General features: G+C 65.5%; 26 protein-coding genes. 12 read left to right on the top strand and 14 right to left on the bottom strand.

The genetic code is table 11. The annotated features are described in order from the left end of the window. Positions 1-61: 61 nt before the first annotated feature. Positions 62-334: a hypothetical protein gene (locus AC5LXK_RS25770; RefSeq protein ID WP_493391504.1), complete on the top strand. Its 273-nt coding sequence runs from the start codon at positions 62-64 to the stop codon at positions 332-334. 74 nt (positions 335-408) lie between these two features. Beyond that, positions 409-1,311 (top strand): hypothetical protein, encoded by a 903-nt coding sequence (locus tag AC5LXK_RS25765; RefSeq protein WP_493391503.1) that lies wholly within the window; start codon positions 409-411, stop codon positions 1,309-1,311. A 13-nt stretch (positions 1,312-1,324) separates the two neighbouring features. On the opposite strand, the gene pip is transcribed toward AC5LXK_RS25765, so the two are convergent. After that, positions 1,325-2,257 carry a prolyl aminopeptidase gene (gene pip / locus AC5LXK_RS25760; RefSeq protein ID WP_493391502.1) on the bottom strand — a complete coding sequence of 311 codons (933 nt, stop codon included), beginning with the start codon at positions 2,255-2,257 and terminating at the stop codon, positions 1,325-1,327. 289 nt (positions 2,258-2,546) lie between these two features. On the opposite strand from pip, the gene AC5LXK_RS25755 reads away from it, so the two are divergent. From AC5LXK_RS25755 to AC5LXK_RS25725, 7 genes are all read left to right on the top strand, one after another. Further along, positions 2,547-2,795 (top strand): helix-turn-helix domain-containing protein, encoded by a 249-nt coding sequence (locus tag AC5LXK_RS25755; RefSeq protein ID WP_493391501.1) that lies wholly within the window; start codon positions 2,547-2,549, stop codon positions 2,793-2,795. Between the two features lie 7 nt (positions 2,796-2,802). Then, complete coding sequence (locus AC5LXK_RS25750) at positions 2,803-2,958, top strand: LuxR C-terminal-related transcriptional regulator (protein ID WP_493391500.1); 156 nt, start codon at positions 2,803-2,805, stop codon at positions 2,956-2,958. Between the two features lie 168 nt (positions 2,959-3,126). Then, positions 3,127-3,501 (top strand): hypothetical protein, encoded by a 375-nt coding sequence (locus tag AC5LXK_RS25745; protein ID WP_493391499.1) that lies wholly within the window; start codon positions 3,127-3,129, stop codon positions 3,499-3,501. 110 nt (positions 3,502-3,611) lie between these two features. Next, positions 3,612-4,919 (top strand): DUF2589 domain-containing protein, encoded by a 1,308-nt coding sequence (locus tag AC5LXK_RS25740; protein WP_493391498.1) that lies wholly within the window; start codon positions 3,612-3,614, stop codon positions 4,917-4,919. 61 nt (positions 4,920-4,980) lie between these two features. Then, positions 4,981-5,832, top strand: coding sequence for a hypothetical protein (locus AC5LXK_RS25735; RefSeq protein ID WP_493391496.1), 852 nt, complete (start codon positions 4,981-4,983; stop codon positions 5,830-5,832). A gap of 4 nt (positions 5,833-5,836) precedes the next feature. Beyond that, entirely contained in the window at positions 5,837-6,478 is a 642-nt protein-coding gene (locus tag AC5LXK_RS25730; RefSeq protein WP_493391495.1) for a DUF2589 domain-containing protein, read from the top strand. Then, entirely contained in the window at positions 6,475-6,714 is a 240-nt protein-coding gene (locus AC5LXK_RS25725) for a hypothetical protein (RefSeq protein ID WP_493391494.1), read from the top strand. The genes AC5LXK_RS25730 and AC5LXK_RS25725 overlap by 4 nt, the downstream gene beginning before the upstream one ends. A gap of 106 nt (positions 6,715-6,820) precedes the next feature. On the opposite strand, the gene AC5LXK_RS25720 is transcribed toward AC5LXK_RS25725, so the two are convergent. Next, a complete protein-coding gene (locus tag AC5LXK_RS25720; protein WP_493391493.1) occupies positions 6,821-6,964 on the bottom strand; it encodes a hypothetical protein in 144 nt (47 codons plus the stop codon). On the opposite strand from AC5LXK_RS25720, the gene AC5LXK_RS25715 reads away from it, so the two are divergent. Next, a complete protein-coding gene (locus AC5LXK_RS25715; protein ID WP_493391492.1) occupies positions 6,956-8,116 on the top strand; it encodes an acyltransferase family protein in 1,161 nt (386 codons plus the stop codon). The two genes, AC5LXK_RS25720 and AC5LXK_RS25715, sit on opposite strands and share 9 nt — an antisense overlap. A gap of 28 nt (positions 8,117-8,144) precedes the next feature. Here AC5LXK_RS25715 and AC5LXK_RS25710 read toward each other — a convergent pair whose 3' ends face one another. From AC5LXK_RS25710 to AC5LXK_RS25665, 10 genes are all read right to left on the bottom strand, one after another. Next, complete coding sequence (locus AC5LXK_RS25710; RefSeq protein ID WP_493391491.1) at positions 8,145-8,963, bottom strand: PA3715 family protein; 819 nt, start codon at positions 8,961-8,963, stop codon at positions 8,145-8,147. Between the two features lie 130 nt (positions 8,964-9,093). After that, positions 9,094-9,504 carry a hypothetical protein gene (locus AC5LXK_RS25705; protein WP_493391490.1) on the bottom strand — a complete coding sequence of 137 codons (411 nt, stop codon included), beginning with the start codon at positions 9,502-9,504 and terminating at the stop codon, positions 9,094-9,096. Positions 9,505-10,332: 828 nt separating this feature from the next. Then, positions 10,333-11,211 carry an alpha/beta hydrolase gene (locus AC5LXK_RS25700; protein ID WP_493391489.1) on the bottom strand — a complete coding sequence of 293 codons (879 nt, stop codon included), beginning with the start codon at positions 11,209-11,211 and terminating at the stop codon, positions 10,333-10,335. Between the two features lie 368 nt (positions 11,212-11,579). Further along, positions 11,580-12,644 (bottom strand): 2-aminoethylphosphonate aminotransferase, encoded by a 1,065-nt coding sequence (locus tag AC5LXK_RS25695; protein ID WP_493391488.1) that lies wholly within the window; start codon positions 12,642-12,644, stop codon positions 11,580-11,582. Further along, positions 12,644-13,825 (bottom strand): phosphonopyruvate decarboxylase, encoded by a 1,182-nt coding sequence (gene aepY, locus AC5LXK_RS25690; RefSeq protein WP_493391487.1) that lies wholly within the window; start codon positions 13,823-13,825, stop codon positions 12,644-12,646. Before aepY ends, AC5LXK_RS25695 begins: the two co-directional genes overlap by 1 nt. After that, positions 13,822-15,510, bottom strand: coding sequence for a phosphoenolpyruvate mutase (gene aepX / locus AC5LXK_RS25685; protein WP_493391486.1), 1,689 nt, complete (start codon positions 15,508-15,510; stop codon positions 13,822-13,824). The genes aepY and aepX overlap by 4 nt, the downstream gene beginning before the upstream one ends. Further along, positions 15,507-16,274 carry a phosphocholine cytidylyltransferase family protein gene (locus AC5LXK_RS25680; protein WP_493391485.1) on the bottom strand — a complete coding sequence of 256 codons (768 nt, stop codon included), beginning with the start codon at positions 16,272-16,274 and terminating at the stop codon, positions 15,507-15,509. The genes aepX and AC5LXK_RS25680 overlap by 4 nt, the downstream gene beginning before the upstream one ends. A 35-nt stretch (positions 16,275-16,309) precedes the next feature. Next, positions 16,310-17,311 (bottom strand): HpnL family protein, encoded by a 1,002-nt coding sequence (locus tag AC5LXK_RS25675; protein ID WP_493391484.1) that lies wholly within the window; start codon positions 17,309-17,311, stop codon positions 16,310-16,312. After that, entirely contained in the window at positions 17,308-18,117 is an 810-nt protein-coding gene (locus AC5LXK_RS25670) for a HalD/BesD family halogenase (RefSeq protein WP_493391483.1), read from the bottom strand. Before AC5LXK_RS25670 ends, AC5LXK_RS25675 begins: the two co-directional genes overlap by 4 nt. Then, a complete protein-coding gene (locus tag AC5LXK_RS25665) occupies positions 18,114-18,794 on the bottom strand; it encodes a CDP-alcohol phosphatidyltransferase family protein (protein ID WP_493391482.1) in 681 nt (226 codons plus the stop codon). The genes AC5LXK_RS25670 and AC5LXK_RS25665 overlap by 4 nt, the downstream gene beginning before the upstream one ends. Before the next feature lie 652 nt (positions 18,795-19,446). On the opposite strand from AC5LXK_RS25665, the gene scpC reads away from it, so the two are divergent. Beyond that, complete coding sequence (gene scpC / locus AC5LXK_RS25660) at positions 19,447-20,961, top strand: succinyl-CoA:acetate CoA-transferase ScpC (protein ID WP_493391481.1); 1,515 nt, start codon at positions 19,447-19,449, stop codon at positions 20,959-20,961. 42 nt (positions 20,962-21,003) lie between these two features. Here the strand turns inward: scpC and AC5LXK_RS25655 are convergent, their stop codons facing one another. Continuing rightward, the gene (locus AC5LXK_RS25655; protein ID WP_493391480.1) at positions 21,004-22,533 is read right to left on the bottom strand and encodes a DHA2 family efflux MFS transporter permease subunit; all 1,530 of its coding nucleotides are present in this window, start codon (positions 22,531-22,533) and stop codon (positions 21,004-21,006) included. A 134-nt stretch (positions 22,534-22,667) separates the two neighbouring features. Between AC5LXK_RS25655 and AC5LXK_RS25650 the strand changes: the two genes are divergently transcribed. Further along, positions 22,668-23,108 (top strand): MarR family winged helix-turn-helix transcriptional regulator, encoded by a 441-nt coding sequence (locus AC5LXK_RS25650; protein ID WP_493391479.1) that lies wholly within the window; start codon positions 22,668-22,670, stop codon positions 23,106-23,108. 132 nt (positions 23,109-23,240) lie between these two features. Here the strand turns inward: AC5LXK_RS25650 and AC5LXK_RS25645 are convergent, their stop codons facing one another. After that, on the bottom strand, positions 23,241-23,738 hold the full coding sequence (locus AC5LXK_RS25645) for a DUF2938 domain-containing protein (protein WP_493391478.1): 498 nt from the start codon (positions 23,736-23,738) through the stop codon (positions 23,241-23,243). Positions 23,739-23,860: the final 122 nt, after the last annotated feature.

The following is a 23,860-nucleotide window of genomic DNA, read 5'->3' as shown; positions in this document are numbered from 1 at the left end:
GCGTCGACGTCACGGCGCCGCGCCGTCGCGCATCGCCATTCCCACGCAACGGCGGCGGACCATGATCAAGCATTTCGACTACACGCTCGGCAGCGAGACGATTGCGCTTTGCGCGAGCTTCGGCGCGGGGCCTGCGTTTCGGCGCGTGCTGGTGAGCCGCGCCGATTCGATGGAGACGCTGGTGGTGCTCGACGCGCGCGGGTTGTCGGGCTTGCTGAAGGTGGCGACGGAAGAACCGGAAGGGCTGCTCGACGACGCGATCCGCAAAGTCGGCGACGAGCAGCTCGTCGAGCGGGCGATCACCGGGAGGGCGATCGTCGAAACCGCGTTGTGACGCGATAGGCGCGACGCGAGGGGCCGGATCAGGGAGTATGCTGCGGGTCCGACCGGTTCATTCACGCCCGCCCGATGCCCACGACTGGCGCAGCCATTCCCGATTCCCGCCGCTATACGACGATCCGCGTGATCGCGTATCACGGCATCCTGCAAAACTTCACGGCCTTGCTGGCCTTCGTCCCGTTCGCCCGGGTGGTCCTGCACGACCGGTCGCTGGCCGCGCTCTCGTCATGGTCATGGCAGCTTTGGACGCTGCAGGGCGTGTCGTTCGCGGCGATGCTTGCAGGCCTCGTCGGTCACGTCGCACTGGCATTGCGCCACCGCTGGGGGCGAACGCTGAATGTGGCGGTCTGGGTGGCGTTGAGTGTCGCGATGCTGATGCTGTCGTCGTGGATCATGGTGGTCATCGCGCTGCCGCCGGGGATTGTCATGTTCGCGTTGATGTACAACCGGTCGAGCAATGATTTTCTGAGCCGGCCGCACGTCACGATGACGCCGACGGTTCGGCGCGTTGCGTCCGTCGGCCTGCTGGTCGTGTCGTCCACGCTGCATTACTGGGCGATTGCATACGCGACGTTGCGCACCGGCACGTTCGGCTATCTGATACCGAACACGCGCCCGATGGATCTGCTGATCGTGGCCGCGGCAACGCTGCTTCTCGGCACCGCCGTTGCGCCGCGCGGAAAGCGCGCATGGTACGCCGGCGTGTCGTTGATGATCTCCGCCGTTGCGATGCTGTTCATGCTGTTGAACTACGTGCCGATCACGACGTCGCTGGTTCGCTACATGCCGCACGAATATCCGCGCGTGACGATTCCGTGGAGTTCGATCACGCGGTACGCGGTCCTGACGTTTTGCGTTGCGCTCGTGCTGATTCGCGTGACGAAGCCGCCGAAGCCCGGCGCATGGGAGCAGGGGGCGATTCCCGACGCGTCCGCCGATGCGGGGGCGGCGCGCCGGGAAACGACTTCGTGATTTTGCTGCGCGGTTAGTTCGCGAACCGGTCCGTCGCCGCGACCAGCGCTTCCAGAATCCCCGGTTCGTTGTACGCGTGTCCGGCACCCGGCACGATTTCGAACGTCGCATCCGGCCACGCTTTCGACAGCTCCCACGCCGTGCGCGCGGGTGTCGCGATGTCGTAGCGGCCCTGCACGATCACGCCCGGAATGCCGGCGAGCCGATGCGCGTCGCGCAGCAACTGGCCTTCCTCGACGAACCCCTTGTTCACGAAGTAGTGGTTTTCGATCCGCGCGAACGCGAGCGCGTAGTGGCCGTCCGCGAAGTGCGCGGCGAGCGCGGGATCGGGCAGCAGCGTGATCGTGCGTCCTTCCCAGATGCTCCATGCGCGCGCGGCTTCGAGCTTCGCGGCTTCGTCGTTGCCGGTCAGCCGGCGATGGTAGGCGGCCATCAGGTCGCCGCGCTCGGCTTCCGGAATCGGCGCAACGAAGTCTTCCCACAGGTCGGGGAACAGCCACGACGCGCCTTCCTGGTAGTACCACAGCAGTTCCGCGCGGCGCATCGTGAAGATGCCGCGCACGATCAGCGCGCTCACGCGTTCGGGGTGCGTTTCCGCGTACGCGATCGACAGCGCGCTGCCCCATGAACCGCCGAACACGAGCCATTGCTCGGCGCCGACCATCTCGCGCAGGCGTTCGATATCGGCGACCAGATCCCATGTCGTGTTGTTCTCGAGGCTTGCATTCGGCGTCGAGCGCCCGCAGCCGCGCTGGTCGAACAGCAGGATGTCGTAGCGCGCGGGATCGAACAGGCGCCGATGGTCGGGGCTGCAGCCGGCGCCGGGGCCGCCGTGCAGGAACACGGCGGGCTTGCCGGCCGGATTGCCGCAGCGCTCCCAGTAGATGCGGTGGCCATCGCCGGTGTCGAGGTGGCCGTGGGCGTAGGGTTCGATCGGTGGGTACATGACGTTTCCTGATTGAAAGGTCGGCGGGCGCCGGGTAATCGGTGCCGAAAGCGACACGCCATTATGCCCAACTCGCCCAAATGGCGGCGGCTGACCGGGGCCAGCCCGACGAACGCTGCGCGCGTCATTCGCGACTGAAAAAATCCGTAAAAAACCGCATCGCATCATTCACGTTTTTCGATTCAATATGGCTTCGCGTTTCAAGTGCGTGACACGCATGAAATGCATTCATGACGCAAGCCAGGCGTCGCGAGCAATTGAAAAATCAAAATAATTCCGGGGATTGTGAATGAATAGCGATTCTCTTACGAGGAAGGAGCGCGAGATCGTGTCATTGATCGCGCGGGGGATGCGCTGTACGGAGATTGCCGCGGCACTCGGGGCCGCGCCGATGACGGTGCGCAAGCATCGCGCGAACATCGTGCGAAAGCTCGGGTTGACGGGCACAGCACAACTGGTCGCGTATGCGGTCGAGCACGCGCCGCCGCTGGCCGACGACCTCTCTCCTTGCGAAGATCGCCGCGCTCGGGCCGCGTGAGCGGGATGTGCTGCGCCTGATCGGCGCCGGTTTCGCGAGCAAGGAAATCGCAAGGTTGCTCGAGATCAGTCCGCGCACGATCAGCAAGCATCGTGAAAACATCATGCACAAACTGTCCATTCACGACCTAGCCCGCCTGGTGAAAATCGGCCGCGAATTGTGATTCGGCGATCCGGATTTTCGCTACGCAATCGGAGGTATTGAGCGGCATTCGTATTCGGCGCAATTTGAATGCCGGGCGAATGCCGCATTGCATTCGCCCGACGGTGGGCGAATACGCGATTTTCCGAGGGCGAATTCACCCGGTTTTCACGATGAATAGGAGTGGAAAATGGAAGGTCAAGATCCGATTGTCTGGAAGGACGATCGCGCCACGCAGGTCGAAGTGGCGATACTCATCAATCGATCCCCTGTGGAGTTCGTGGTCGACGTCACCAAGCCGCAGGAAGTCCAGGAGTGGAAAAGGTTGCTCGAATCGTCGCCTGCCGAAGATCTCGGCGAAGTGGATCCGGCGCAACTCACATGGCCGCCCCGCCCCGTGTCGAGGCCCGCAATCTACGGCGGCGTGGTGGTCGCGACGGTCAGCACGTTCGCGCTGCTGACCGGCTTTGCCATCTGGCGCAACTACACCGTGAGCGCGGAACTGACCCCGGACCGGATGCGTTTCCGCCTGCGTCCGCCGCCGCCCCCGCCGCCGCACGCGTAAGCCGCATTCCGGCCGTCACCCATTCGGGAACGGCCGACGCGTGACGTACCGCACGCGCCAGCCCCGTTGCCCGGCGGCGCGTGCCCGATCGAAATCACAGGAGATCAATCATGCCAGTTGACAATTCGGCGGCCGAGTCCGCCCGGAGCCTCTTGAACGGCATCGACTACAGCGCCCTGATCGGCGGCCCGTTGCAGGCCGCGATCACCGCACAGGCGATGGCCGCGAAATCCACCTACGAGTTCATCGACAAGGTCGGCCTCACGACCGACAAGGACGGCGTGAAGCAGGCCGTCAACGTCACCTTCCTGTACCAGAAGGACGGTCAGATGGTGAAGCTGATCGTGCCGCTGCTGACGATCGTGCCGGTTCCGCTGATCCTGGTCGACGAAGTGACGATCCAGTTCAAGGCGAACATCAACGCCGCCGCGTCGTCGACGTCGGAAGAATCGAAGTCCGAAGCGATTGCGGGCGAGCTGTCGGCGCAGGGCAAGATCGGCTGGGGGCCGTTCAGCCTGTCGGCGCAGATGAAGGCCAGCTACTCGAGCAAGAAGGATTCGAAAGCGACGCAGGACTCGCGCTATTCGGTCGAGTACACGCAGGACGTGTTCGTGCATGCGTCGCAGGCCGGCGTGCCGGCCGGGCTCGCGACGGTGCTCAACATCCTGTCGAGTGCCGCGACCGGCGCGAGCCGCGACGGCGACATGCAGGTCAGCCCTGCGTTGTCGACCGTGATGTCCGGTGACCCGTCGCAGCAGCAGATGCTGCAGGTGCATCTGCAGAACTCGAGCGGGCTGTTCGTCGCGAATACGGAAGTCGTGTTCCAGATCGAACCCGCGCTGGCGGACAAGTTCCGGATGAGCCGTGCACCGTTCGGCAAGGTCGTCACGTTCGATACCGCCGGCAAGATCGCGGCATTCAAGACCGGCAACGACGGGTCGCTGTCCGTCTTGTTCTGGGCCGAAGGCGACGTCGCCGCACAGGCGACCGACCTGACGGTGTCCGCGTCGATCCCCGCGCCGGACGGCGGCAAGGCCGACGCGAAGACGATCGTCGTGCCGGTGCGCGTGCTGCACCGGTTGCCGCAGCCGACGACGCCGTCACTCAAGAGCGCGCAGGCGACGCTCTCGATCGCCAAGGGGGCGTCCGGCCAGGACGAACTGACCGCGCTCAAGCCGGACGGCACGCCGGCCGCGAACGTCGAGCTGACGTTCGCGTTCGATGGCAGCGGTGCAGCGTTCGACGTCGAAGCAAACGGCAAGAGCGTGAAGACCGACCCGCCGAAGACGGATACCGCCGGCAAGGTCGTGATCGATTGCAAGGCGCTCGACGACAGCAGCAAGTCGGTCGTGACCGTCACCGCGACGATCGACGGCACCAGCGTGTCCACGAGCATCACGCTCCAGGCCAAGCCCTGATCCCGCCGATGCGACAACCCGCCCGCGCCGGCCTGCCGGCGCGGGGTAGAGGAGAACACCGATGACCAATCTGCGGGATATCGCCGCCGCGTTCCTCGACAGCCTTGCGGGCGCGCAGCACGAGGCGAACCTGTATTCGAAGCGCCTCGCGGTGAAGTATCGCGAGGATCCGCTGCTCAAGTATTTTCCGGTGCCGAACGGCCTGCTCGACGAAGCGGACGTGACGCTGCGCTTCGCGGTGACGTCGGGCGCCGACGACGATGAATCTGCGTCGCGGCTCGAAGCGGGCGCGCTGCCGGCGGATGTACTGCCGTCGCAGGTTGCCGTCGCCGACCTGGCGACGGACGCCGGTGCGCTGCTGCTGCACGATCTCGCCGGCGTGCTCGGCCGAGTGCACGGGGAGAGTGGGGCAGCCGGTACGGGGGCCGATCCGGCGCGCGAACGGATCGACGCATTGCATTCGCCCCGTGTCGCGCGCGAGCTGGGCGGCAACCTCCACGCGCTGCTCGGCGACGCGCTGACGCAGGCGCTGCGCGGCACGACGCCGTCGCTTGACACCCTGCGCGCCGGCTTGCTCGACGTACTGGATGCGTCGCTCGGTGACAGCCTCGCGGCCGTGTTCGACATGGACGCTTCCCCGAACGCGGAGCGTGTGTCGTTCGAGGCGGCAGTCAATGCGAGCGGGGCCGCGCTGCTCGACCTGATCGCCGTGGCGGCCGAGCGGCAGCGCGGGATCCAGGGAGAGACAGCACGTGTGCCGTCGCTGGCGGTGACGCTGGACACGGCCGCATTGCAGGGCATTCCAGCCGAATTCGTGCAGACGCTGACACTGCGCGCAAGGTTGCGCAATTACAAGTGGGTGCTCGTCGGTGAAGGTGGTCGCGAGCGCGACGAACTGGTTGTCACGGAGTGATGCCATGACCGATTCCATCAGCCCCGTCGTCGATCTGCAGTACCTGTTCGCGGCGCCGATCGAAGCGGTGATCGAGGCCGACTTCATGGCGGCGCGCCAGTTTGTCCGGTACGTCCAGGAGTTCGGCTTCGTGCGGAAGTCGTCCGCCGACTGCGAGCCGGGCAAGCCGGACGATGACGACTTCGGCGAATTGCGGATGATCACGTTTTTCTACGAGCAAGTGATCGGCAAGGACAAGACCGAATGGCGTCGCGTGCAGGTACCGGTGCTGTCGCTGATCCCGCTGCCGCTGCTCGAGGTGAAGACGGCGACTTTCGATTTCGGCGTACGCCTGTTGCTTGCCGAGCGTGTGAAGGCGCCGTGCGCGATCCCGTTGCTGCCCGGCGACGCGGACGATGACGAACCGCGCCGGTACCGCTGGAGCGCAATGCTGGCGCGGGGTCGGCCCGAGGCCGGCAGCCAGGCGCGCGAGGACGTATCGCCTTTCCTCGAGGCCAACATCGGCGCGAAAGTCGAGGTCGGGCAGGCCGGCATCCCGGCCGGCATTGGCAACCTGCTGGCGCTGCTGGGCATGAATACCCAGGTCAGCGGCGCCGACACCTCGGCCACCGGCGACGGTGGCGATTACTCCCGGAGGGAATCATGAAGACGAGCGAGAAGATGCTGAACGAGGCCCCGGGTTTCACTTGCCCGGTCTGCAGTCGCGGGCGCGTGAAGCTGTCGCTGACGGATTTTCTCGGTAGCAGCGAGGTCCGCTGCCCGATCTGCAGCACGTCGTTCCAGATGGACAAGACAGGTTGCGCGGAGCTGGTGGACCGGCTGCAGGATCTCCAGGTCGCGCAGCAGAATGTCCGGCTGCTGGAGAAGAACGGCGGCCGGTGAGGGCGGCGTTGCGATGACGCGGGGCCGGCCGGTTGTTGCGTTGCGGCATGCGGACGGCTATCCGCAGGACACCGTTCGCACCGGCGGCCGGCCCAGCCGGAACAGGTCACGCAATGGCTTCCGGGATTTTTGAAGCAATTTCATTCCGATATTTTTCATACAAAATCCCGGCGGCATGTCGGCGTACCGATCGGGCGCCGGCCATTTCCTGCTTCTTGACCGTGCCAACGGGAACCAGCCGATGAACCATCGCGTCACGCAGTTGACCGGGTTGCGCGCCGTCGCGGTGGCGATGGTGGTGATCGGACACGCCGAGCATGTGCTGCCGGGCGGCTACACGGGCTGGTACGCGCCGCTGCGACTGATCGCCGACGGCCGGCTCGGCGTGCTGATCTTCTTCGTCCTGAGCGGCTTCCTGATCACCAACGTGCTGCGCGTCGAGTTCGCGCGCACCGGCGGCATCGCGCTGACGTCGTTCTACGTGCGCCGCGCGTTGCGGATCTGGCCGGCCTGCTATGTCTATCTCGCGGCCGTCGCGATCGTGGCGTTCGCCGGCTGGTTCGACGTGGACCGCCGGCAGTGGCTCTATGCCGCGCTGCACCTGTGGAATTACTCGGCGTGGTTCGGGCTGACCGGCGACAACGCGCTGCATCCGGACGGCGCGTGGTACCTCGGCCATTTCTGGTCGCTCGCGCTCGAGGAGCAGTTCTACTGGTTCTGGCCGCTGCTGTTCGTGTTCGGCATGCGCCGCGCAGGCACGCGCTGGCTGGCCGCGCTGATCCTGATCGTGCCGCTGGTGCGCGCCGTCACGTACTTCGTTGCGCCGGCGCTGCGCGGGCAACTCGGGATGATGCTTCACACGGGCGTCGATCCGATCCTGATCGGCTGCTATGCGTCGCTCAACCGCGAACGGCTCGAAGCGTGGATCGACTCGTGGCGCGGGGAAGCGCGCATCGTGACGGCGCTCGTCTTCATCGTGCTGCTCGGGATGCCGCTCGCCGAACACCGGCTCGGCGGCTTCTGGAATGCGACGTACGGCGTGACGCTCGAAGCCGCGCTGATCGCGATCGTGATCGTCGTGCTGAATTTCCGTCACGAATTCTGGTGCGCGCGCTGGCTGCGTGTGCGGCCGGTCGTGTTCGTCGGCACGATCTCGTTCAGCCTCTATCTGTGGCAGCAGCCGTTTGCGAATCCGGATCTGGCGGTTCCGCACGCGTTTCCGCTCGGCATCGTGTGGGCGCTGATTGCCGCGACCGCCAGTTACTTCCTCGTCGAGAAACCGTTCCTGCGGCTGAAGGATCGTTATTCGGCGCGCGAGGCGCGGCATATGCGGCATGTGCGGGATGACGCGATGCGGATGCCGGCGTCGGGCGATGCGATCGGGCCGAAGGTGATGGAGTAGGCGGGTGGGGCGGTGCTTCGCCCCGACCTTACTTGAAGCGCTTCATTGCGGCGGGCGAGTACCAGAAGTTCCGGAACATATCGATGCCGTACGTCTTGCCGTCGTAGTGGACAATCGTGCGTGCGGTCCGCTTGCCCGTATCCGAGTATTCGTTGTTCTTGCGTTGATTCTTCGTGATGTGCGCAGTGATCGACAGGTCTGCGAAGCCGTGGCTCGAGGTCTTTTCGACGGCGATCGTCATGCGGGCGTCTTCGCTGACCGCGTCACCCAAACTGGCGCCGCACGCCTCACCCTGGACGCTGACCCAGCCGTAGAGATTGGTGCCGAACACGGGGCGAATGCGGTTGCCTTCGCACACCCACAGCGTCAGTTCTTCGCTGGCGTCGGCATCGGGGCAACTCGGCCCGCGTGCGCTGCTCGTGAACACGACACCGAACGCACGCACGTCGGGCGACAGCCGGTACGGTGCGGTATCGACGCGATAACTGTTTTCGCCGACTTCGGTCGCCGCATCCTCCTGAATCACCGACCGCTCGGCTGCCACAACCTGGCCGCCTTCGACGAGCGCGACGACCTGCAACTTGTTGCTCTCGTCCGGGTTCTTGCTCTTCGGCAACGAATCGAACGCGACGGCCGCGATCGTCGTTTCCGGCGCGTTCGGCATGACCTTGCATGCCGATGCGACGACGAGCCGGTTTGTGTCGCGCGCGGCAATGCGGGCGCTGGCGATGCCGGCCCAGCGGGCGACGGCCGTGACGGTATCGTCGCCGCAAGGCTGGTTGTCGGCGGCGTGAACGACGGGGGCGGTGAAGAGCGCCAGCAGCGGGGCGAAGCGAAGGATTTTCATTGTCGCGATTGGAATTGTTGCTTCATGGATGTTCGCAGGTGTCGCTTGCCGACCCGAAGCGGACTTTCGGATCTCTCAAGAGCAGCCGTTCGAAGACGGTTGATCCGGCCGGCCAGCGGTCCGCAGAGCGCTAAAGGTACTTGAATTTTATGATCTGCAATTTGTTATTTAATCGGGCAACTTTGAACTGAACTGGCTCCGTCGAGTTTATCGTGGTGCGCTCCATAATCCACGGAATCGGCCGATACTTCACTGTCCGACCATTGATAATTAAATCCAGGACCTGGTATTCCTCCACATAGGCACGCGTTAAAAATCTTCCACGAGATTGCCACTCCCAATGCGCCGGCACAGTTCGCTTAGCTATGACCGTTGCGCTTCCAGTCTGTGCTTTCACTCCAGCAAAATTGGCAATCTCGAACAATGTTTTGGCGATGCAGCCAATGATGACCGCGTAGAAGAAGAAAAGCACTCCTGCGCCGCCAAGTTGACCGCGATTCAGTAGCGTGAAGGGAAGCGACGCAAGGTTATGCAAAGACACTCTTGATCCCCACCGTGGAAGGAAGAACGGTGCAACGCGCCGACCGGCACTTACGCACAAGGCCGTCGATTCTCCCTCGGGCTGGCCGAATTGTCAGCAATCCCGCCTCACACGTCGAACGTCCGTCTGTGGCCGATCCCGGTCCGACGTCAACCTTGCGGAGTAGGCCGCCCTTGATCGGTCCGCGTCCGGCAGAACTCGACCCGTAGCGGACGAAGAGTGCGTTCTACTACGGACGTTCAAAGGTAGTCGGTGCTCGTGCCGCACCGGCGCACGTCCGCCACCAATGTTCAGGGAAGCCTCTCTATCTCACGCGCTAGCGCCTCATTTTTTCTTGCGACCCACAGGAAAAGAAGCCCAAGAATCCCAAAGATGATCACGAAGGCCGTGAATTCTGCTGCAAGTAGACTACCCGGGGATTTGGGGTGGATTACGAATCCGACTCCCAGCACGAATGGGAAAATGAACAAGATCCTGGCAAGCCACCGCAGCTGGTTACCTGTTGCTCGAAGTTTCTGTGCTGAACCACCGTTCTCCAGCGCGAATTGAGCTGGGCTCAAACCCCGCGCCTTTGCACTTCGCCAGCGAATCGCTCGAAGCACTGCAACAAATAAAACTGCTACCGCAAGGAATATGTTGTACGTGACGTGCATGGAGCGATAGATTTTTAGATGGCAATTGGGTGGGGGCGATGCTCAGGATTGTCGACGATGCAAGCCGACGTGTCGAATGGCTGCTCCTGGCCGGTAGAAGTCGATTGACCACCAGTAGTTTCCCCCACCGTTACCAAACGATGACCCATCGCGAATACACGATCCGGACCGGCCGTCACTCTGGCCGAGACGCAGTTTCGTGCCCGTTAAGCCATTCGTTGATCGCGGCGAGTACTTTCGATTCGATTCCCAGGTACCCATGCGGAGCCTGCGCACCACATTCGGCATGCCTGTCGCCTCCACCCGCAGTGCTTGATACCTCGACGAAATCGAAGTGATTGTCGGTGGCCATGCGCTTCGCTGCCCAAAACGGCGACGCAACGCAAACGTCGTGTTCATTCGACAGCACCAGTACGCGTGCCTTGTTTTGAGGCCAGGCGACACCTGACAATCCCGGCTTGCCGCGAACTGCGATCGAAATCGGCGAAGTGAGCACGAAAGCATCTGCAAGTTCAGGATTCCGTAACAGCACGTTGCCCACCGTAATCGTTCCACGGCTGGTACCGACAAGCGCAACTTTGGAAGAGGGGTAACGTTTTTTCAGTTCCGCCACGACGGCGGCAACATCCTGGCTGGCCGCCCCGCTTAACCGGAACTCGTCATCCATACCGTTCGCCTGGTCTGATGGTGCGTCGAAGACGACCGCGGCGTCGCCTGCGTTTGTCCAGTACGATGCCGTCCGCACCAGGAAATTTCCCTGCTCGCGGGTCGGTCCGTCGGCCGAAAGCGCAACGACACCATCGCTACCCGCGAAGAGTACGACAATCCATGCGGGTGAAGTCGATGTGGCATTGATGTAGACGTTCTGAGTGACATTGCGGCTCTTCACGGCAACCAGCTCGCCCGCACATGCTGCGTGACTGCCGAGCGTGAAAACCGCCGCAAGCATCAGTCGGCTCCAGATCGACGCTTTGATGGAACCGTGCAAACGCTCGGTGCGATTGGCGGACAGCCGAGAGTACGTATGCAGTTCATGAGACTTGTCATGTGGCATCGGGTTGCTCGAATGATGTCGAATCTGGCGTTATCGGACCCACACGACGGGTACTGTCGATCGGCCGCGCCGAATGGTCAACGAACTGGCGAAGGCTGCGTTCCCCATTCCATCCGCAGATGAGCGTTACAAATGCGCGGCGGCTGTTCTCGCGATTCAAATCCTACTCCCGGACCGGAATGGCGACAGTCAATTTGTGCCGTGAAGCCGGCGCCTCGCTTGCCCACCGCTTGTTGGCGATCCAGACGGAGCTATCCAAGGTCTCAAACCGGCCGAATGCCGACAGTGTGTCCCATGTCACCCGAAATTTGCGAAGAACAAGAAAAAAGGCCCTTGCGGGCCTTTCGTAGACGAAGGGTCGGTAGCGCTTACCGCGTCAACGCCGTAAATCCTTCCAGCAGCCGCTCGACATCAGCCGCCTGAATCGCGCCCATCGTCGAAATCCGGAACAGTTCCTTCGACAGCCCGCCTTGCCCCGCATAGATCACGAAGCCGCGCGCCTTCAGCCCGTCGTGCAGCGTCTCGTACGTGACGCCTTGCGGCAGCCGGTACGCGCGCAGCACAACCGACGAAGCACCTTCCGGCAGCACCAGCGGCATTCCGCGCGCAGCCAGCCCGGCCTGCGCCTGATCGGCGAGCGCCTTGTAGTGCGCATGCCGCGCACGCCAGCCGCCAGCCTCGTCAAACTCGCGCAGCGCCTCGACGAGCGCGTAATACGCATGCACGGACGGCGTGAACGGCGTATTCCGCTGATCCTGCAGCTTTGCGAGACGCCCAAGATCGAGGTAATACGTACGGCTCGCGGCCTTCACGAGCGCGCTGCGGCGCACGATCACGAACGCCGCGCCCGGCACGCCGTGCAGGCACTTGTTCGCAGTCGCGGCAACCGCGTCGATGTCGCCACCCGCGAAATCGATCGCTTCCGCACCGAAACTGCTGACGCCGTCGACGAGCATCTTCACGCCACGCGCACGGCAGACTTCCGCAATCGCGCCGAGATCGTTCAGCCGGCCGGTTGTCGTTTCATGATGAATCACCGCGACATGCGTATGACCGCCCGCATCGAGCCGCGCAGCGATCTGCGCGAGATCGGGCGCCTGCATCCACTCATGCTTCAGCACGTCGTGCGCGATGCCGTACTGCGTCGCGATCTGCGTGATCCGCTCGCCGTACACGCCGTTCTCGATCACGAGCAGCTTGCCGTCCTGCGGCACGAGCGCCGCAATCATGCTCTCGACGGCGGCCGTGCCCGAGCCCGTCATCAGCACGGCCGTCCATTCGGCCGGATCGAGTTCGTACGCGGCGACGAGGCGCGCACGCGCCTCATCCTGCAGATCGAAGAATTCGCTTTCGCGATGGCACAGATCGGGTTGCAGCAGGCTGCGGCGCACGCGTTCGGTGAGCGTGACCGGGCCGGGGTTCAGCAGCAGCATCAATGGGCTCCTTCAACGTGGGCTTCGGTCTGCGCGGCGCCGATGTGCCGCATCAGACGGGTCTTGACCTCGACCGGCGTGACGGTCGGGCGGGGCAGGCCGTCGGGCACGCCCGTGCGGATCGCAACGCGCACGAATTGCACGCCATCGCCAGGCGCAGCCAGCGTCGCATCGAGCACGTCGAGCGTATCGCCTTCGACCGCCGACGCATAGCCGCACGCGGCAGCGACACCCGCGAACGACACATGCTGCGACACCGTCGCCTGGCCGCCCGTCGATTCGTGCGCGCCGTTGTCCAGCAGCACGTGCGTGAGATTGGCCGGGCCGTAGGTGCCGAGCGTCGCGAACACGCCCATCCGCATCAGCGCGGCGCCGTCGCCGTCGACGGCCACCACGCGCAGGTCGGGTCGTGCAAGTGCAAGGCCGAGCGCGAGCGGCGTCACGCAACCCATCGAGCCGACCATGTACAGCTGGTTCGCGCGATCGTCGATCGCGTAGAGCTCGCGGCCGCAGAAACCGGTCGACGCGAGCACGACGGTCGAATCGACCGGCGTGTGCGCGATCACGCGCTGCAGCGCGTCGTGGCGGGTCGGCCATGCATCGGCCGACGCGGCGCGCGACGACGATTGCGCGACCACATGCGCACGCGGCTTCGCGGCCGGGTTCGCCTTCAGTTCATACGGCGCGACGCTGCCTTTCTGCATCACGAGCGCGTACGGGCGGCCCGTCGCGTCCATGTGCGCGACCGCGCGGTCGAGTGCCGGGCCGACCTGTTCGGGGTCGGTCGGGAACGTCTCCCACGGGATCTCCATCGTGTCGAGCATCGCGGGCGTGATCGGGCCCATCAGCGCATGCTGCGGCTCGTCGGAAACACCCGGCTGGCCGCGCCACGTGACGATCAGCAGCTGCGGCAGGCGGAACGTCCAGGTCAGCGACGTGAGCGGGCTCACCGCGTTGCCGAGCCCCGAGTTCTGCATCATCGCGATCCCGCGCTTGCCGCCGAGCGTCGCGCCCGCGATCAGCGCGACCGCGTCGCCTTCGTTCGCGGCCGACACGTAGTTCAGCGTCGGGTCCTGCAACACGTAATTGATGAACGGCGTCAGGTACGAGCAGGGCACGCCCGCGTACCAGTCGAAGCCGCGTTCGCGCGCGGCCTCGACGAACTGGGCCGCTTCGATCATTGCGCGCCCCCGTTGCCGGCGCCCGGTTCGGACAGCGGCGTCTGGCCGTGCGCGAAGTCGCCCGCGCGGCGGAAGTCGTCGAGATCGTTGACGCCGCGCCAGTGGCCGTGCACGTACTGCACCTCGATCTTCTCGCCGGCGGCGATCAGTTCGTTGAGCAGCGACGGGATGTCGAGCGTGTCGAAATCGGGGCGTGCCTGCAGCGTCGCGAGCATCGCCTTCAGGCGATCGACACCGGCGCCGCGCACGTTCAGCAGGCCGATCCAGCGGCCGTGCGGCGTGCCTGCGGCGACGTCACTCGATACGCGCTGCAGATACGTCTTCTGGCCGAACAGGCCGCGATCGTCGGCCGCCGAGCAGAGTGCGAAATCGCGCACGCTCTGGTTGGTCGGCTCCGTGAGCGACGAATCGACCACCACGCTGAATTCGGCTTCGCTTTCCGCGAGGTCGCGCACGATGTAGCTGCGGAACAGCAGGTCGCCGTACGAGATCACGGTGTCGCCCGTCAGGCGTTCGGCCGCGCACGCGAGCGACGCGAGTTCGCCCGTCTGCGCATGGCGCTCGTTGACGACGAGCTTGATGCCCGACGTGTCGATCGCGTCGGCGCGATAGCCGCCGACCACGGTGATGTCGTTCACGCCATGCGTCTTGAAGCCGTCGACGAGCCAGCGCAGCAGCGGCTTGCCGGCGACCGGCAGCATGACCTTCGGCTTGTCTTCGGTCACGGCTTCGAGGCCCTTGCCGCGGCTCGCGGCGAGCACGATCGCCGCGTTCGACGCGCGCGACGACGACGACAGGTAGATGCGCTCGGCCGCCGAGTACTCGTCGGCGTCCTGCAGGCGGAAGATCTCGTTGACCGATGCAACGCGGTCCTCGACGTTGATCAGCGTTTCGCTCTCGTGAATCTCGCGCGCGGTCGCCTGCATCGCGGATGCCGACGCGCGGATCAGGTGGTTTGCCCAGATCACGGTGCTGATGCCGGCCTGGCGGAACACGTCGGTCGGCGTGCTGTAGTACTTGGTCGGCACGATCACGAGCGGCGCCTTGCCGCTCCATTCACGCGCGAACTGCAGGATCTCGTCCGGGCGCGACAGCTTGCTGTGGATCAGGATCGCGTCGGCGCCGGCTTCCGCGTACGCATTCGCGCGGCGCAGGGCCTCGTCCATCCCCCAGCCGGCGATCAGCGCTTCCACGCGCGCGACGATCGAGAAGTCGGGGTCGGTCTGCGAATCCTTGCCGGCCTTGATCTTGCCGCAGAACTCGTCGATTTCCGCGAGCGGCTGGCGCTCGCCGCCGATGAAGCTGTTCGTCTTCGGAAACTGCTTGTCCTCGATGCAGACGCCCGCGATGCCGCGCTGTTCGAGCTTCTTCACGAGGCGGCGCACGTTGTTGAAGTTGCCGTAGCCGGTGTCGCCGTCGAGCAGGATCGGCAGGTCGCTCGCGTCGGCCATGAATTCGAGCACGTCGACGACCTGCGTCCAGCTCGCTTCGTTGTTGTCGCGCACGCCGAACTGCGCGGAGATCGCGAGGCCCGATGCCCAGATCCCCTTGAAGCCGGCTTCGCGGACGATCCGCGCGGACAGGCCGTTGTGCGCTTCCATCAGGAATTCGAGATCGCTGCTGACGAGCATGCGGCGCAGGCGTGCGCTGCGCGATTCGGTGAAGTTGGGTTCGCGTGCGTTCATCGTGCGGCTCCTGCGGTGGTGCGTTGAATCAGGGGAAGGATTTCTTGCGTGGCGCGTGCGACGTCGTTCGGGAAGTCGATCTCGATCCACGGCGAACCGGTGACGTCGGCGACGTCGAACGAATGACCGCCTTCGAGCAGCAGGTCGCGCACGGCTTCCTCATGCGGCATGTTCGCGCGGCCGCTGTCGACGTAACCCGCGACGATCGTCGCGAGGCGGCGCGCAGTGCCTTCGGTGAAGCGGAAGAAGCCGACCGATTCGCCGATCGTGTCGTATTCGAGGTCGACCGCGAGCTGCTTGCGCAGCTCGACCGGCACGCCGCTCTTCAGGCACAGCTTGACGGGTTCGTCGCCGGCCTCGAAGTCGCGGTCGATCAGCAGGCGGTCCACCGTCTTGTCGGCATCGGCCACCAGCGCGTGCAGGATGTTCTCGTCGTACAGCACATCGGCGTCCATCAGCAGTACGTCGCCGCCGCGCGTCATCGCATCGGCGACGGTATGCACGGTCAGCACGCTGCCGAGGTCGTAGCGGTCGTTGATCATGATCTCGGCCTGGCGGCCGAGGCGCTTCATTTCCTGCTCGACCTTCTCGTGCTGGAAGCCGAGCCCGAGCACGATCTCGTCGACGCCCGCGGCATCGAGTACGCGCAGATGGCGCTCGAGCAGCGATACGTCGTCGAAGCGCAGCAGGCACTTCGGGAACTGCGCTTCGGGCGGTTGTTGCAGGCGCAAGCCGAGGCCTGCCGCAAGAATGATGGCTCGCATGGGTTCTCCAACCAAAAAGCCGGCGATCTGAACGATCAGTCGGCGAGCGGCTGCGGCGCACGGCGCCGCTGCCAGTTTCTTTCACTGAAATGCAGATAGAGCAGGCCGGGCAGGCCGAGCGCGAGCTCGCGCGCGCGCTTCGCGAGCGACAGCGCGAGCGCCGCGTCGGGCGGCAGTCCGACCAGCGGGGCGAGCAGCAGGTAGCCGCCTTCCTGCGCACCGAGCGAGCCCGGGATCGCGAAGGCCGCGCCGCGGATCGCCTGGCCGACGCTTTCGAGCAGCAGCGCGTCGAGCCAGCTCACCGGGTGCCCGAGGAAGTGCAGCGCGAGCCACACTTCCGCGGTGCCTACGATCCAGCCGACGAGGCTCAGCGCGAACGTCTTCGCGACCTTCGCTCGATCGCGGTACAGCGCACCGACCGCGTCGTCGATCGCATCGGCGCGCGTGGCCAGCGACGACCAGTCGCGCGGGCCGAGCAGCTTCGACGCGAGGCGCAGGCCGCGGCCGAACAGCCCGCGCCGCTGCGCCAGATAGAACAGCACGGCAAGCGCACCGAGCACGCCGGTGGCGATCAGCGCGGGCGTGCGCAGGTGCGCGACCGATTCGTGCGTCGCATACAGGCTGAACGCCGCGATGCCGATCAGCGCGAACGCCATCTGCGAGAGCGCCTGCATCGTCGTGCTGACGGTCACGGCGGCGGCCGCGTCGGCCATCCGCGTGCCGCGCTGCGCGAGGTGGCGCACCATCAGCACGGGGCCGCCGATCTGGCCGGCGGGCAGCAGGCTGTTCACCGATTCGCCGACCCAGCGCGCGCGCAGCGCGTTGCCGAGTTCGGCGCCCGGTTGCCCGCGGCGGAACATCACGGAGATCGCCACCGCGTCGATCACGAGCGGCACGACGTGGAACGCGGCGACGAGCGCAAGCCCCCAGCCGGCTGCGAGGAACGTGGACGCGACCGCGCCGACGCCTTGCCAGGCGAGGAGTGCGATGAAGAGTGCGGTCCCGAGGGACAGCAGGATGAGGCCGGCGCGTGTCATGACCCGGTCGTGCGTCGCGTGACCAGTTGCTTGAACACCTGGCGGAAACCGAAATACGCGATCGCGTCCTTCATGTTCGAGATGAAGCGCTTCCACGGCCGCATGCCGGGGTTCGTCACGTATTCGAACGTGAGCGACACGCGCATTTCGTTCTGGCCGAGCGGCGTGATGCGGTGGCGCAGCTTGTCGCCGTCGAACAGCACGATGCCGCCGTCGGCGATCTGCACCGAGCCCGGTTCGTCGGCCACGTCGGGATTGCGCGTGTGCAGCTCGTAGTCGAGCCGGCACGACGATTCGTCGATCACGCCGATCAGCAGCGTGTAGCGGCGGCCGTCGTAGTACGACGTGTCGTAATGCCAGCCGATGTGGTCGCCGGGCTTCGTGTAGTAATACAGCGCGTAGGCGTGCGGATCGTCGTCCGGCGACAGCATCAGCTTGTCGCCCGTGACCTTCTCGAGGAAGGAGATGAGTGCCTTCGAGCGATACAGTTCGGCGATGTACGGCGCCTGCTCGTCGATCGTATGGCGGCTCACGCTGCCGCCCTGCTTGTGGCCGGGCAGGTAATTGCGGTTCAGGCCGGCCTGCATCGCGCGGGCGGCGTCCGCCAGCTTCGCGTGCGCGTCGGCCGGCAGGAAGGCGTCGAGATACAGGAACGAGCCCTGGCGCGTGTAGTCGCCGCGCAGGCCGTCGAGGTCGAGGTGGCCGACGCGGTCGGCCACGGTGCGATCGGGGTCGGCCGCGGCCGCGCGCACGGGCGCGGGGCGTGCCGGGCTCAGCACGGAGTCGTCGCGCGTGCTAGGAGTCATTTGGAAGCCTGGATTTCGGTTGAATTCTGCGGGGCGTTGCCGCGACGAACGATGCGCCACCAGTCGAATACGACCCATGCGGCGAACAGCGGGGCGCCGATCGAGGCTGCGAGCAGGAACGGCTCGACGCCGTCGACGAGCGTCACGATCGGCAGCAGGTACAGCACGTCTTCCGTCTCGAAGCCGCCCGCGAATGCCTGCTTGGTGCCGGCCTTGCCGGCGATCGATTCGATCCGCATGCGCAGGAAGAAGATCAGCGCGACGGCCGCGCCGGCCACCGCGCCGAGCAGCACCGGCGATGCGGCCATCTGGCCGCCCTCGGCGACGATGCCGAGGCCCATGCTGACGAACAACGCGATCGTGACGAGCGCATCGGCCGCGAGGTCATAAAAATGGCCGATCTTGCTGGATTTGCCGCTGATGCGCGCGAGTTCGCCATCGGTGTGATCGACGAAGTTCGACAACACGATCAGGAACGCGCCTGCGTTGCTCCAGCCGAAGCCGCCGTGCGCAAGGCACCAGGCGCCGGCGAGGCCGATCAGCAGACGAACGGTAGTGAGGTGATTCGGGGTGACGGGGGTATCGACGAGCGGTCGGACAAGCGAGCGCGCGAGCCGCGCATCCCAGGTGCGTGGCAGGGGCGGTTCGGAACGTGCGGCGGTTTTTCTTTGGTCCATCGGCGAAATATATACGGAATTGTAATTTGGTGCTTTTTATTCGATCAATGTCCTGACATACGGGAGTGTTACGGCGTCTTGTAGGCATCCGCCGCTCCAGAACCGCACTTGCTAACGGGCGGGCAAACCGGGCGGCCGGGCCTGTCTTCCAGTGTGGTTCGCGTCACGCGTGTGTCAAGGGCTCACGGGCCTCGCAGCCTGGCGCGCCGCCGTTTTTCGCGTCGGCCGGCCGGTGACGCGCAGCGCATGCGACCTTGATGTACGTCAGGTCCGGCAAAGCCGCATCGGGCGACAATCGGCCGCGCCGGACGGGTATCGTCCATTGCCGGATGACGGGTAATCAATACCGGAGAAAACACATCGATTGATGCGTGGCGGTTGGCGATTGCCGGCCGGTCATCCGACTCGATGCTTTCGCGCACCTTTCGCGTGCATCCGCGCGTGCGGATCGCCTGTCACAGAACGGTCGTTCGATACCCGGCATATTCGGTAAGGATCTTTTGCATCCGACGGACATTTCGCGGCGATGGCCTCTGCGATACTCCGACCGTGCCTGTGGTGCCGGCCGCCCCGCGCGGCCCCAAGGGCTTCATGTCGCTCAGGAGACACCCCCCGCGACGTCAACGACCGATCAAAGCGTCAGAAACCAGCCATGTCTTCATCACGCATCCACGCTCCCGCCCTGCGTTCGCTCGTCCGTACCGCCGACGAAGCCGCCGCGCTGATCCGCCCCGGCATGACCGTCGCCATGAGCGGCTTCACCGGTTCGGGCTATCCGAAGGCCGTGCCGGCCGCGCTTGCCACCCACATCGATGCGGCGCACGCGCGCGGCGAGGACTTCCGGATCAACGTGCTGACGGGCGCATCGACCGCACCGGAACTCGACGGCGCGCTCGCCCGCACCAACGGCATCTCGATGCGGTTGCCGTACCAGTCCGACCCGACGCTGCGCGACAAGATCAACGGCGGCGAAGTCGATTACCAGGACGTCCACCTGAGCCACGTCGCGCAATATGCGTGGTTCGGGCTGTACGGCGATCTCGACGTCGCGATCGTCGAAGTCGCGGGCATCCGCGAGGACGGGCTGCTGATCCCGTCCGCGTCGATCGGCAACAACAAGACCTGGCTCGAACGCGCGAAGCACGTGATCCTCGAAGTGAATTCGCGCCAGCCGCTCGGCCTCGACGGGATGCACGACATCTATTACGGCACTGCGCTGCCGCCGCATCGCAAGCCGATTCCGCTGACGAAGAGCGACGACCGGATCGGCGAGCCGTACCTGCGCTGCCCGGCCGACAAGATCGTCGCGATCGTCGAAACCGATGCGCCCGATCGCAGCAATGCGTTCTCCGCGCCGGATGCGACGTCGAAGCAGATCGCGCTGCAGCTGATCGACTTCCTGCGTCACGAAGTGAAGCGCGGCCGCCTGCCGGACAACCTGCTGCCGCTGCAGTCGGGCGTCGGCAACATCACGAACGCGGTGCTCGCGGAACTCAGCTCGGCCGGCTTCTCGAACCTGACCGCCTACACCGAGGTGATCCAGGACGGCATGCTCGACCTGCTCGACGACGGCACGCTGAGCTTCGCGTCGGCCACCGCGCTGTCGCTGAGCCCGGCCGCCGTGCAGCGTTTCGCCGACGAAATCGCGACGTTCCGCGAGAAGATCGTGCTGCGCCCGCAGGAGATCAGCAACCATCCGGAACTCGTGCGCCGCCTCGGCTGCATCGCGATGAACGGGATGATCGAGGCCGACATCTACGGCAACGTGAACTCGACGCACGTGATGGGCACGAAGATCCAGAACGGCATCGGCGGCTCGGGCGACTTCGCGCGCAACGGCTACCTGTCGTGCTTCATGTCGGCGAGTACCGCGAAGGGCGGGGCGATCTCGCGGATCGTGCCGATGGCGAGCCACGTCGACCATACCGAGCACGACGTCGCGGTGGTCGTCACCGAGCAGGGCCTGGCCGACCTGCGCGGCCTGTCGCCGAAGCAGCGCGCGCGCAAGGTCATCGCGACCTGCGCGCATCCCGACTACCGGCCGATGCTCGAGGATTACTTCGAGCGTGCGTCGCGCGAAAGCTTCGGCAAGCACACGCCGCACCTGCTCGCCGAGGCGCTGTCGTGGCACGAGCGCTACGTGCGGACCGGCACGATGAGGGCCTGACGCGTCGCGATGCGGATCGGGTGCGCGCCGCGCGTGCGCCCGTCAGTCCATCGCCGCGTGCGCGACGTCGACGCTCGCCGTTTTCTGCGGCGGGCGGATCAGCAGCAACAGCGGGATCATCAGCAGCGTCGCGACGAACATCAGCTTGAAGTCGTTCAGGTACGCGATCATCGTCGCCTGCTGGTTGATCGTGCGATCGAGCAGCGCGATGTCGAGGCTGTTGCCGGTCATCGCCTGTACGGCCGGGTTGAACGGCGTGATGTGGGTCGCGAGGTCGGCGTGCGCGACCTGCGTGTTGCGCGTCATCAGCGTCTGCACGATCGAAATGCCGATACTGCTGCCGATGTTGCGCATCAGGCTGTAGGTGGCCGTGCCGTCCGCGCGCAGGTCGGGCGGCAGCGTCGAGAACGACAGCGCGCTCAGCGGCACGAACACGAGCCCCAGCCCGAAGCCCTGGATCACGCCCGGCCACACGATGTCCGCTTCGGACAGCACGATCGTGTACTGCATCATCTGCCATAGCGCGAGCGCGGAAATCGCCAGCCCCGCGAGCAGCAGCATTCGCGCATCCACGTATTTCAGCAGCCTTCCGACGAACAGCATCGCGATCATCGTGCCGGCGCCGCTCGGCGCGGTGACGAGCCCCGTCGTCGCGACCGGGTAGCCCATCAGGTTCTGCAGCATCGGCGGCAGCAGCGCGCGCGTCGCGTACAGCACCGCACCGACCACGAAGATGAACAGCGTGCCCGTCGCGAAGTTCGGGTCGCGCAGCAGCTCCGACTTGAAGAATGACGCCTTGCCGACGGTCGCCGTATGCGCGAGGAAGAACGCGAAGCTGAGCGCTGCGACGAGCGCCTCGATACGGATCTCGTACGAACCGAACCAGTCGAGCTGTTCGCCGCGATCGAGCATCGCCTGGAACGCACCGATCGCGAGCGCCAGCGTCGCGAAGCCGAACGCGTCGAATTTCACGTGCGGGCGCGGGGCACGCGCGGGCAGGAAGGTCATCACGCCGGCGAGTGCGAATGCGCCGATCGGCACGTTGATGAAGAACACCCAGCGCCAGTTGTAGCTGTCGGTGAGCCAGCCGCCGAGCGTCGGGCCGAGGATCGGGCCGACCATCACGCCCATGCCCCAGATCGCCATCGCCTGGCCTTGCTTCTCGCGCGGGTTGATGTCGAGCAGGATCGACTGCGACAGCGGCACCAGCGCGGCGCCGAACACGCCCTGCAGCAACCGCGCACCGACGATCTGCACGAGCGTCTCCGACAGCCCGCACAGCGCCGACGCCACCGTGAAGCCCGCGATCGACACGATCAGCAGCCGCTTGACGCTGAGCCGGTCGGACAGCCAGCCGGTGAGCGGCGTCGCGATCGCCGCGGCGACGATATAGGAGGTCAGCACCCACGTGATTTCGTCCTGCGACGCGGACAGCGTGCCCTGCATGTGCGGCAGCGCGACGTTCGCGATCGTGCTGTCGAGGGTCTGGATCAGCGTGGCGAGCATGATCGACAGGGTCAGCATCGGCCGGTTCAGGGCGGGCGAGGCGGGGGCGTCGGCGGCGGGGTTCAAGCGGGTGTCTCCGTGGGCGGTCGCCGTGGTCGGCAATCCGGTATGGCGCAAATTATAAGCACGCTTATTATATATCCGCTTATCGCCACGCCGCGAGCCGCAGGCCGTTTCCGGCTTGACCCTATAATCGGCGAATGGACAAGACCTACGAGAACCGGATCGGTTACCTGATCGCCGACGTGGCCCGCCTGAACGGGCGCCTGTTCGACCGGCGCGCGAAGCGCATCGGGCTGACGCGGGCGCAAAGCCGGGTGCTCGCATACCTGACGTGGAAGGGCGAGATGAACCAGGCGCGGCTGGCCGAATGGCTCGAGATCACGCCGATCTCGCTCACGCGGCTGCTCGACCGGATGGAAAGCTATGGCTGGATCGAACGCATCTCGAACGACGACGACCGTCGCGCGTTCGTGATCCGGCTGACCGACAAGGCGCGCGAGATCTTTCCGCAGATGCTGGAAGTGGGCGACACCGTCGCCGACGACGGGCTGCGCGGCTTCACGCCCGACGAGCGCGATACGCTGGTGCGGCTGCTCGGGCGCGTGCGCCACAACCTGATCGACTGCGGCGGCGAGTGACGCGGGCGCCCGGCCGGGCGCACCGGATGGATGGGAAGGGCGGATGGCGCCGACGGATGGCGCACCGATGTGCGGCCGGCGGCTTCCGGCCGGAGGAGCGCTACCCGGCGCGGCTCATGTGAAGCCGGGTATTCAACGGGCCAGCGCCGCCAGCGTGAATGCCGCGAGATAGAGTCCCACGCCGTACGACAGATGCGTGACGAGGCTGCGCCGGCGCGCGACGCCCGGATGCGGCGTGCGTGACGCCGCGATGCCGAAACCGAACGCCGGCTGCATCACGAAGAACGGTGCGACCACGCTGGCGAGGCCGGCGACGAGCGCGGGGAGCGGCGTCGGCGTGCTGATCCATTCGGTGCCTGCGATCGCGACGGGCAGCGCCGCGAACGCGATGCCGATCGTGTAATGCGCGATCCAGCCGAGCGCACGCTCGCCCGGCACGGGCGACGCGGCGACGATCGAGACATGCCGGAACCGGCCATGCATCATGTGCCCGATCCAGCGGCCGACGAGCGCGTAGTCGAGCGACGGAATGCCGAAGGCACGCCGCCGGAACAGCGTCCACAGATCCAGCACGAGCGTTGCGCCCACGCCGATCGGCAACAGGTTGAGCAGGACGTCGGGCGGGCTCATCGCGACCCTCCGGAGCCGGCGGCGACGGCTGCGCGGCGCAGCGGAATACGAGGCGGTTTCAACGGTTTCATGGCGGTCCGGGCTTGTCTTTATGGAGTCGAGCGACTATCTTGCAACTTCAA

The organism is Burkholderia pulmonis (assembly GCF_984667975.1).
This window is presented reverse-complemented; position numbering and strand designations above follow the sequence as displayed.